Consider the following 10,639-nt stretch of genomic DNA (forward strand, 5'->3'; position numbering starts at 1 on the left):
TTTTATTAAGCCTTGCTCATAGTTTAAATCTGCTCTTGAAAGCGCATTGTTTTGCAAATATATAAAGGTTTCAGAGAACTTACGCTGTTCCCAAGCATCTGTAAATCCTCTGAAGCGAATTGCAGGTTTTTTATTTTCTCCCATACTACTCACCCCCGAGCAGCGTCTTGAACTCGCTAAGACCTTTCATATCAAATTCATCTCCCACTAGTTCGTCAATCATTTTACACAACAACTGTTCTGTTTCTTGAATTTGAGTTTCTACCTCAAAAAATGTGATCGCATATTTATTTTGCATGATTTGAATTTTGCTAACTAAGCTATCAACAACAGTCTCAGGTAGAGTGTGTAAATTTTTAACTAAACTTTCAATCCATTTTTTATCTAGAAGTTCATATACTTCTTCATCGGAAAGATTTTCGATAGTTGCCTTTGTTAAAGTATGAAGCTCAGCACTTTCTTTCTTAATTTGAGCCTTAAGCTCTTTTTCTTCTTTTATCAATTCATCTGCTCGAATCAACTTATTTCTAAATTCAATTGATTCTAATGTGTCAGTCTCGGCGTTTAACTCTTTCAGTTTTTTAAACACTTCTTTAGCAACAAAGGTATCGTTAGAATCATTGAGTACATCAGTTTCTTTTTCATCTTCTGTCATTGAGTCAATAATTTCTTCGTATACAGAGGGAATCTCTGATAATCTATTTTCTTTCGCTTTTAATGCATCATAATCCTTTTTTAAAAGAGTAGTTTGTACAAGTTCAAAAGGAATGATATGACCTACATAACCTTCTTGAACTTCTTGATCTTTGCCTTCTTTTTTCTTGATTACTATATTAGGATCAACTTGCTTAGTTGCTTCGAATCCTTCAGTTTGAATGACCTCTAGATCTATAGCAATCTTTGTCCATTCATTATCCAATATTTGATATGCATCATATCTGTCTATTATTGGAAAGTTCTTTAATCGCTCGAAAATATTTTCACTAAGTACCGTTTCTTCTTTTGAAACTGCAACCTCATTCATTTTGTTTAGAAGTTCTTCTCTAAGATATGGAGTAAAGCTCTCAAAAGCACTTCGAAAGGCGTCTTCAAAAGCAATAACGTCAGTATGATTTTTAATTGTCATCTTTATTTCATCAGTTGCTAACTCAGCATATGGAGTGTCACTATTTAAAAACAAGGTATCTCTAAGCGTGGGAAATGTTTGCCAAAATTTATGGAGTGTTTCAATTTCTGATTTTGGAATACCGCCAAACATGGTTGCGTATATATCCCATGTGTCCGCGCTTTCAGAAGAGTCCACATAACGAGGAATATTAAGGTTATATTCATTACTACGGATTTCTTCGCGACTTACAATTTTTGAAAATTTATCCACGGATTCACGAGCAATAACCACATCTGAAATTCTCTTAATATCAGATGCCCTCAATTTATTATTTTTACCCTCTTTAATAAAACCTCTAGAAGCATCCACAATCAAAACATCAGTGTTTTCACGTTTTTGCTTAAGAACCATAATAATTGTTGGAATACCTGTTCCGAAAAATATATTCGAAGGCAGTCCAATTATCGCATCAATATGATTATTCTCTATTAGGTTTTTACGAATTGTTCCTTCTTCACCTCCACGGAACAATACACCGTGTGGGAGAACAATCGTCATAATTCCGTCTGGTCTAATATGAAACAGATCATGCAATAAGAAAGCATAGTCTGCTTTACCTTTTGGAGCTAATCCAAAACGAGAATATCTTGGATCATTTTCTTTACTAGTAGGATCCCAAGGTTGTGAGTATGGTGGATTTGATACTACTGCGTCTACATATAATGGATCATATGTATTTACAGGATCGTTCTCATCAAAGTAAGGCCAGTCTTCCTCTAAGGTGTCACCGTTACGTGTTACTATATTGTAAGGTTCAATGCCACGCATAACCAAGTTCATTCGTGTTAGGTTGTAGGTGTTTTCTTTAAGTTCTTGGGCGTAGTATTTGATTTTATTTTCATCATCGATATATTTTGATACGCAGTGTCCTATATTAATTAATAATGAACCTGAACCACTTGTTGGGTCATAAATTCTAATTTCACTTCTACCTTTCAGATGACTAGCGACGATTTCAGACATCAATAATGAAACCTCGTGAGGGGTATAAAATTCGCCGGCTTTTTTACCTGCATTAGCTGCAAACATGCTAATGAGATATTCGTAAATAAAACCAATAACATCATAGTCTTGTTTGCCATCCATAGGAATGTCTTTAATCAGCTGTAGTAACCCACTGATAGCTTTTGTTTGCGCACCTGAGCTGTCCCCTAGTTTGCTTAATCCAGTTTGTAAGGTATCAAAAACATCTTCAAAAACTTTTTTGTGTGTTTTGTAAATCAAACGACTGAATGCAGAAAGAGCATCTCTCACATTTGATACATCAAATTTATTTCCCATATCAAGCCAAGTAGAAAACAAATCCTTGTAAGCGATGAAATACCCAACACCTTTTTGGATGTATTCCACCATCTCCTGATCCTCTTCTGTAATAGCCTTGATGTCATCGTCAGTAAAGTCATTTGCTTTTAAAAACTTCACTTCTTTATCTGATAGGTACTTGTAAAAGATGAAACCTAAAATATAATCCTTGTATTCGTTCGCTTCTATTTTTGAACGCATTCTATTTGCAGATTCCCATATCTTTGTTGCAAGTTGTTGCTTATTCATATGTTTTTATTTCCTCCCGTCAATGTTAATCTATGTGCAATTCTTAAGGGTGTTATTTAACATGATTAATTTCTTCTGGTAAAATATCCATGATATCGTCCAATGTACAATCAAGTGCCCTACATATTTTCACAAGCACATCTGTTGTAACATTATCACCATGGTTCAATTTGTTGATGGTATAATGACTTATGCCAGCAGCTATTTCTAAGTCTTTCTTTTTCATATCCTTATCTATAAGCTGTTTCCAAAGTTTTTTGTAACTTATTGCCATCATTTATCCTCCCTATTCAGAAATAAGCAAAGCACTAATAAATTATATCACAGCAATAAGTTCATTACATTATAAAGTTAGTGTTCGATGTGTTTTTATATTAAAAAGAGATTTTTTATTGCTTTAACAACACAAATTATTATGCATCACACACTTTGTGTTTAACCAAAACATTTTTATAGTTTATATAGTTTATTTTTAAACATTGGTGGTCATTTATTATTATAAAGTATAACAAGTACGGTAAAACGGACAGTCGCTTTAATCAGAATTTTGTAATAACTGAAACTCTATCTTTTTTCTCTGCTGTTAAATTAATTCTTAAAGTGATTCCTTCTGGGCAGTCCATCATGAACCCCACCTCAGTCCACGAAAAAGGCATAGATTCCCCTTGGCGGAAAACTGTAGATTTTTCGTGAACATTCATATTTCTATTTTAAAAATACCCGTTATGTCGAGCTCAACATAACAACTTACCGAACATAATAGCGATTTGAAGAATTGCTGCCATTCTCCCTATAGCGGCATTCCTTTCGAAGCAATCCACACTTCAACAAATCATCTAGAGCTCGTTTTACTGTACTGACAGACATTGATGTATCTCTGGCAATGGTTTTTATGGCTGGCCAACATTCACCTTCAGCATTGCTTCTGTCTTTCAAATACATATATACTGATTTGGCTCGAGAGGATATTTCTTCTCTGTATAAATTCCCGAAGAAACTCAACCGTCTCACCTCCCTATGTTCTAATGATTGTTTTACTCTTCACAGCAGATTCATCGCTTGGATCCATCACAGGAGAATGAAGTGTTCCGCCTCGCTTACCAGTTTCAGTATTCTCATCAATAGCTACATCATCAACATCCAATGCCATGGTATGCCTCACGATGTTTTCTTCAAGCTCCTCTTTATCAGCGTAGTACACTTTACGATGGGACTTCTCCTCAGTTTCATATATCTTTTCAAATGTAATTCCCCAGTCCAAAAAAAGTTTCAGCTTTGTTTTCATTGGATGTACACCCGTTTTCATAACAACAAAATTTCCTTTAGGTAATGCTTTTAATTCATCCGCTGTAAGTAGTGGTCTTTCTATCATCTGTAGACTCTGAGACGGATCATTTTTGCCTCGACTAATGCTGCCACTCATAACCGTTCTGCTACCAAGAGCCTTAGAGAGCACCTGTGCCGTTTCAGAGTTTGGCGCAAAGCCACCGAAGATTGTAAGCTGACAGTTGTCTGTGATAATTTGACTGCCTTCTTTTCCATAATTTCTATCAAGCTGAGCGAATGACTGTATTATTGGAATCACTGATATCCTTCTCGAACGACCAGCAGATAGCATCATCTCAAAAGATTCAATCTTTGGAATTGTTCCGATTTCATCTGCATAAATCATCACTCGGTTAGGTAACTTGCCACCGTTTTCATCCGCTACGGTCAACATCTCACGATAAAACTGCTGTAAGAACAGCGACACCATAAAATACTTAGTGTTATCTTCTTCTGGGAGAATGAGAAAGATTGCTGATTTCTCGTTACAGAACGTTTCCGCATCAATTGCCGTGTCAAAGCAAAGAATCTGCTCCATCTCTGAGTCTAGAAATGCATTCAGTCGTGACAATACCGTTGAGAGTACAGATGCCATTGCTTGTTCTGCCGAATTGAGAGCTGCGCCTGCAAACCACTTTGCCTTATGAGTAGGTGGTAGTTTATCCATCAAGAGTTGAAATTGACTTTTTCCTTTGATCTTGCTCGGTGCCATGAGGTCTTGCACCATTTTAAAAACAGAAATGATATGTCGCTTATCTACTCGTTTGCCATCTTCAATTGTTGTTGGGAGAAATTCTGCAATTAGAAGAATTACAGATGTGAGGAGCCCTTCTGCTGCATCATAGAAGAAAGCATTCTGCCCCATGGCAGCATTGTTTCCATCGGTTGAAATGATCGTTTTTGAAATGATTTTCGCATACTTTTCTGCCTTTGCTTTTGCTGAATAATTACTGCTATCTGCTCGGTACAAATCCATGTACTTGTTGACTAAATGGAGAAGATTATTCCCATCACTTCTGGTTGGGTTACGCAGATCAATGACCGCAATATTATAGCCGTAGCTCTCCTTAGCTATCATCCCATAATTTCTTGCAAGGTCACCCTTGGTATCTGTTGTAATGAATGACATTCCACTGGCACAGGCATATTCTAGATTCGGATATAGAAAATATGCCGTCTTACCAACGCCTGCTGCACCAATCATTAAACAGTGGACATCTCCAGGATCCACAAGACCTGTCACCATGTTATTTGATTCTTTGCATCCAATTATTAATCCTTGCATCGGATTGCCTTTTTCATCAATTGGCAGGTTAATACCTTGTCGCCACTCTTTAACCTTGAATGGTATGTGATGATAAGTACTTTCAATTTCCTTTTTCGATGCGAATCTTGCGACACCATGCTGTCCATCTCCAACAGTTTTGGATTTGATACCGTTTAAGGTATAGTAATGGGCTAGTAATGACAGTCCGCCGATAACTGAGAACATTACGGCTGCAGCTGCTATTAACATATATACTTGAGAATTCATTTTTCACATCCTTTCATAAAAATGAGGCATGGGATTTCTCCCACGCCTCATAATTTCATGCCATATTAAGTGATTGAGTCTGTATCTGCTTTTGCACAAGAAGTTCTAGCTTAATTGTAGATTTCAGAAGGATTAAAGCAACTTTCTGAAATCCAATGGCATAGCTCAACACTTCTTTTTCATCAATGGCTTCTGCACTCATTTTTATTCTAGAAAACTCATCGTATACTTCAGACAATTTAGAATCCCATCGGCTCCGATTTTGATATGCACGAAACTGTTCACTCATACTTTGAATGATTTCTTCTGCCGTCATCTGATGACCTAATTGCCGATGTTCTTTCAATGCTAGACATAAAAAAACAGCTGTTGCCAACTTCATGGCTTCAGCTTGATTTTCATTGTTTATTTGGGCTTGCTTCAGGATGTCTTCACCATCGGAATACCCTAGATTCATCGATCCCATATCTTTTACAAGAATCAGTATTTCTTTGCACAGATCATTTTTCAATCGATGTTGTGGGTGTTCCTCAGACGGAATCGCAACTAAGTTCTGTTTAGCTCTTAAGTCTTCATTCCAATCCTTGAAACAAGGCTGTAATTTGCTACAACTTTTATTTTTCTCAGCAAGCATGTCTTCAATTTTCTCGCAAGCTTCAATCCCAGCCGCATCATGATCCAAGCACAAAACAACATGGGTTAGTTCTGTATTCCACTCAAGAGTTTTGAAAAGTGCCTGTTCTGATAAACCACAAAGTGCAAGGTAGCTATGTTTTCTCCAGCCCGATTCTTTATTCATTGTGATAAATGACAGTAGATCGATTGGAGCCTCAAACACATATAATCGATTGCTGTTTCCGATGTGATGAAAGCTGTAACGTGGATTGCTACTGTCGATATTCCCCTTGTAGCCTTTTCCTTCCGAGTAGAGCCCTCTTTTATGAGCATGCTTTGAAACGCCATTTTCATCGTAGCCCACAAACACGGCATTATGATATTCCTTTAATCCATCGGCAGTCAGCTCCTTGCTTTCATAAATAAGCCTTTCTTTGACAAAGAAACTCACTACTTCAGGATCTATCAATCTATGCTTGGTTAAATATGCAAATAATCTTCGCATGTCATTATTGCACGGCGGAAGTTTAAATGGTTTTTTAGTCTCTTGATCATTTTTTGCCTTAGTGTATGGAATGCCTTGCTCGCCGTTAAGAAGCATTGTAACCGCATCAGGAAATGTATGCCCATAGAAATATTGAACGAAATCTATCGCAAGTCCACCTTCCTTTGTTGCATGATCAAACCACTCATTCCCTCGCACAGTTACACTGTGGTTACTTTCAAGGCGCTTCTCTCTTCCGGAAGACAAAAGTGTCTCACCTTGCATTTTTAAAAATTCAACAAGATCTACGCTATTGGCTCTTTGCTTTTGATCTTCGGTAAAATGAATGTATGTCCCCATAATCCACCACCTATTGCCTTCTGGTTCCTATACGATGAAACGCCGTCCTTTTTACTGGACGGCGTTTCATGTATGGGTTAATGTTTAGCTTTTCAAAATTTCTATAGCTTGATTTTGATTTGGTTTTTCGATTATTCTTCATTCAACTTCTCCTCGTATAATAGGTTAGGAATCAAATATGGCTATTTCTTATTTCTGCAATAAACATTATCAAATTAGCATCTCATGATCCTTATCATTTCTTTTATGACCTTGCGCCACCTTCTTCTCCTTCAACTTTCTAAGCAGTTTACTATCAATTTTCATCCCATTTGAGTTCCTATGTGGTATAAGGTTCTCTTCAAAAATCTTTCCCATATGATTCAGCAGACGGGATACGACAAGTGCTACAGAAGGATCTTTGAACTTATCAATATTATCTAAAAAAAGTTTTGCATATTCGTTCCCTTGCTCAGCAGATAAGGTCAACCACTTGATTGCTTGGTCCTTATCTTTAGTAACATCTTTTCCAAGTAAATAGGTCTTTCCTAAAAGATACTGTGAAAATGGATTGCCAGCTTCCGAAGAGCTTGTTAGATAAAAAATGGCCCTATCAATGTTCTTTGGATTCTCCTTTCCTTGCAAGAACAACTTCCCAAGCTGATAACTTGCCCACTGATTTCCATATTCATGAGATATCTCAAAGCATCGAATCGCTTGGTGTATATTTTTAGTCATTACCTTACCTTCAAGAAAAAGTTTTCCAAGTAAATAGACTGCGGATGATTTAATATGTTTTGGTACTGAATCATCACTGTTTGTAACGGCACTCAGAAACTCGATTGCTTTTTTCAAATCTTCTGGATCAGGGTTATCCTCTTTAAAAACTATCTTTGCTAGTGCGAAGCTTGAATATACATTGCCAAGCTTTGCTGATTTCTCATAGTAATCTTTAGCTTTTTGCAAATCTGGCTCTGTTCCAATACCATTTTGAAGCATCCACCCCAAACGATACTGGATTTTATCATCATGACTGGTGTTCTCTAAGACTTCAAAACCACTGAAAGCTCTTTGAAAGTGATGTACAGATTTTGTTCCGTTTTGATCAGTACCAACACCGTCACGGTACATCTTGGCCACTTCAAAATCTGCATAAGGAAAATTTTGATTTGCAGACTTCAGGTATAGCTCAAATGCTCTTACGAGATTTTGTTCAACGCCTTGCCCTCGGTGGTGCAGTGCTCCAAGAGAATACTGTGCATATTTGTATTTCTTCTCTGCTGATAAATGAAACCACTCAGCTGCAATCTGATAATCTTGTTCCGTCCCAAGTCCTACGGCAATCATTTTACCTATGCGGTATTCAGTGTATTTCCAAGGTTTCTGTGCTTCCACTTCTTGAAAACCCGAAAGTGCTTTTACATAATATTCATGAGCAACCTCATGATTTTTTTCAACACCAAGGCCGTCTGAATAAATTCGCCCTATGTCATAAACGGAAAGTACATTTCCATTTTGCGCTTCTTCCAAAAGCAGAGAAAGTGCTTCACCAAAATCTTGTTGAATCTCCTCCGTGCCAAATAAATAATCACGAGCCAATTTGTATTCATCCGTCCATTTTACATATATGTTTTCAGAGGTTTCACTACTTACGGTACGGTCCATACTTCCTAATGATTCATGGTCAACTTCTTCTGGACTGCTGACAACAAATGATTCATTGCTTTCGAAGATCTCTTCTAGCAATTCGATATCATCTATTCCATCGAGTTCATTGATATCAAATGCATCCATCGAAAACTGATTAGCTTCAGCAATGATCATGTTCTTGATTGACTTGAATTCTTTCTGTTTTGAAAGTGGAAGACGCTCAGAGAACTCATCCATATAACTGTTTATCACTTCCTCCCGCATTTCGTACCACAGCTCGTAGGCTTTTGATAAAACCTGCTCTTTAGAGATTTCATCTATAAGCTCATCTACTATCGCTTTTAACCCGGAAGTAAGATATCCATATACTTTTTTGCCTGTAGTTGACTTGAGTTCTTGAGATAGGTTCAAAAAGAGTTCTTCAATCCTGGGATTGTTTACAGTGCCAACTTTTATTTCTTGAATGAGTTTAAGCATCACCTCACGACTTTCACTTTTAAGCTGATCGCGTCTTCGAGTCTGCTCTTCATAGATTAATTGCATCTCATTTTTAAAAATACTTTTTACAAGCCCAGACTTCATCTTTTCGATGCCTTTTTTCGTGAGGTAACCTTCTCTAGGGTTTGTCGAATAGCACACCATATGCACATGAGGATGATGACTCTCGTTATGAAATGCTGCATACCATCTAAAATTCTCAATCGGAATCTTCATCGACTCTGCGATTTCAGGAGCAAAATAAGAAAGCATATTGTGCCAAACTTCAGCACTATCAAATCCTGTGCGAATCGCATCTTCTCTTCTAAGTGAAATGATTGGAATCCAAATGTTGCCGGTATGATTACCCACTTCTTCCGCAATACGACTTAATACAATTTCATCATCTCCACCAGTGAATAAACCATGTGTTCCCATCCGCTGGACCCTTGGACGATTGGCAATATAGTCGATATAGTTTTTTCGCTGACCTATCTTATCGATGTTCTGTTCTAATGCAATTGAAATAAATTCTGATGCATTCTCAACTGTTTTATTTTGAGCGTAGTCTTCATACTCAAATAGATCCTTGGTTTCAGGAAATTCCTGAGTGAATTGACGAATCAAATCTTCTTGTTTCAAACTAGATGGAAGATTAGCCATAGTCTTCGATAATTTCTCAACGCCATTTCTGGTTGCCATGTAGGTCACTAGATTTGAAAGATGAGAAGCATTCTTCTTTCTGCCTCCTTTCAAATAAGGACATTTCAAAATGATTCTGGACATAGGTCACCTCTCATCTATTCTTCTATCCCTTGTTGAAACTTCACAGCATCTTCCATACTTATCCTCCCTTTAGTTTTTTTTACTTCATTGACACACCGTCCACGAAGCTTTCGCAAGTCTTCATCACCGATTTCAAGTCCAGCTGCGAGGATATTCATCATCATGGACATTTCAACCGACAAACGAAATAAATTATTAGATTGTCGATTTTCCGTTTCTTTTAGCACGCCTTGTATTGCACCGAGAATTATTTTTGAAAGATACATGGTGCTGTCCTGTGCACTTAAATATCCTATATAGAAATTTACTGCTTGCTCGACAAACTCTGTATGATTCCTCATGTTGTTGTTTTCCATTAGATTATTCATCTTTTCAATCATTTCTGGGTAAAGCCAAGCCACAACACGCTCCTTCAATTCACTCTTTTTCTCCAAATGTTGCCCTCCTTTCTTTCACAGCACCTCTTACAGCACCTAAATCTCAGGTGTTTTCTAGCCTTTGAAGCCATCTACAGCACCTTACACAGCATAATTGTCGTTTTACAGCACCTAATACTTCATTCGTGAGAATCCCTGAAACCTTTAGAATTGCGGTCGGCACTGCCGACCGCTGTGAGTGCAAGGTGCGGTTCACAGCACCTTGCTTTATCCCGCACCAGAATAATAATTAGAATCAGGCACGATTAACCCCTAATTTCGACTTTGATTTC

General features: G+C 37.3%; 8 protein-coding genes. All 8 read right to left on the reverse strand.

Going from position 1 to position 10,639, the window contains the following annotated elements:
* Nucleotides 1–144, reverse strand: a 144-nt coding sequence (locus tag CVU84_17375; protein ID PKM93120.1) for a restriction endonuclease subunit S, incomplete at its 3' end; no start/stop codon positions are given.
* Nucleotide 145: 1 nt separating this feature from the next.
* Nucleotides 146–2,719, reverse strand: coding sequence for a type I restriction-modification system subunit M (locus CVU84_17380; protein ID PKM93121.1), 2,574 nt, complete (start codon nt 2,717–2,719; stop codon nt 146–148).
* Between the two features lie 52 nt (nt 2,720–2,771).
* Nucleotides 2,772–2,993, reverse strand: coding sequence for an XRE family transcriptional regulator (locus tag CVU84_17385; protein ID PKM93122.1), 222 nt, complete (start codon nt 2,991–2,993; stop codon nt 2,772–2,774).
* 473 nt (nt 2,994–3,466) lie between these two features.
* Nucleotides 3,467–3,721, reverse strand: coding sequence for a helix-turn-helix domain-containing protein (locus CVU84_17390; GenBank protein PKM93123.1), 255 nt, complete (start codon nt 3,719–3,721; stop codon nt 3,467–3,469).
* A 13-nt stretch (nt 3,722–3,734) separates the two neighbouring features.
* Nucleotides 3,735–5,579 carry a conjugal transfer protein TraG gene (locus CVU84_17395; protein PKM93124.1) on the reverse strand — a complete coding sequence of 615 codons (1,845 nt, stop codon included), beginning with the start codon at nt 5,577–5,579 and terminating at the stop codon, nt 3,735–3,737.
* Nucleotides 5,580–5,634: 55 nt separating this feature from the next.
* Complete coding sequence (locus CVU84_17400) at nt 5,635–7,038, reverse strand: hypothetical protein (protein PKM93125.1); 1,404 nt, start codon at nt 7,036–7,038, stop codon at nt 5,635–5,637.
* 210 nt (nt 7,039–7,248) lie between these two features.
* Nucleotides 7,249–9,930: a hypothetical protein gene (locus CVU84_17405; GenBank protein PKM93126.1), complete on the reverse strand. Its 2,682-nt coding sequence runs from the start codon at nt 9,928–9,930 to the stop codon at nt 7,249–7,251.
* 14 nt (nt 9,931–9,944) lie between these two features.
* Nucleotides 9,945–10,310 (reverse strand): hypothetical protein, encoded by a 366-nt coding sequence (locus CVU84_17410; GenBank protein ID PKM93127.1) that lies wholly within the window; start codon nt 10,308–10,310, stop codon nt 9,945–9,947.
* Nucleotides 10,311–10,639 lie beyond the last annotated feature (329 nt).

Source organism: Firmicutes bacterium HGW-Firmicutes-1 (genome assembly GCA_002841625.1).
Classification (GTDB): Bacteria; Bacillota; Clostridia; order Lachnospirales; family Vallitaleaceae; genus HGW-1.